Annotated in this window: 2 tRNA genes; one reads left to right on the top strand and one right to left on the bottom strand. The window is 49.1% G+C overall.

The features are described 5' to 3' along the window. Nucleotides 1-131: 131 nt before the first annotated feature. Nucleotides 132-214: transfer RNA gene (locus ACXIZN_RS43225), tRNA-Leu, on the bottom strand. Nucleotides 215-308: 94 nt separating this feature from the next. Here ACXIZN_RS43225 and ACXIZN_RS43220 point away from each other — a divergent pair. Further along, nucleotides 309-382: transfer RNA gene (locus tag ACXIZN_RS43220), tRNA-Ile, on the top strand. Nucleotides 383-719 lie beyond the last annotated feature (337 nt).

The following is a 719-nucleotide window of genomic DNA, read 5'->3' as shown; positions in this document are numbered from 1 at the left end:
CCTTGTAAGTTTAATATCATGCTTAATGTGAACAACCTTAATGTTCACGAAAAGACTTGCCAAACTTACTGCCCTGCTGGGGCAACGTGCGAGAGGGCTGAAGACTGTAGCCCGCAGCCAAAGGACAGGTCTGTCAGAAGTGGGATTCGAACCCACGCCTCCAGGGGAGACTGCGACCTGAACGCAGCGCCTTAGACCGCTCGGCCATCCTGACATTTGCTCTAAGCTGGAGCTGACCCGTTGGAACTACACCTAAAGTCAAAGACCTGAAAGCTAGTGATTCGCTGTTCTGCCCTGTCAATCCACCGGCCTCGTTGGCGCAGTTAGGCAGCGCGTCAGTCTCATAATCTGAAGGTCGTGAGTTCGAGCCTCACACGGGGCAGAGTGGTTCTTTTTGATACCTGAGAGCGCTTAGACGTAAGAACGGTTTTCTCTGTACCCTTCCATGTGCAAAGCTTCTCTGGAGGGCTGAAGACATGACATATTGTGAGAAACTGTGAGGTTCCAGGTGAATTCCCTGAACCCCGTCCAGTCCTATGCCACCCTTTGATATACAATGTAATCGAAATTCAGTGTTCATGCTGGGCTAACGCTGAACGAATGCAGTGATAGCATCCCTCTCACATTCATGCAACATGTGGCGTTGTCCTTGTAAGTTTAATATCATGCTTAATGTGAACAACCTTAATGTTCACGAAAAGACTTGCCAAACTTACTGC

It is taken from the genome of Amycolatopsis sp. TRM77291, assembly GCF_054166285.1.
Note: the sequence above shows the minus strand (reverse complement) of the source record. Positions and strands in the feature narration are given on the sequence as shown.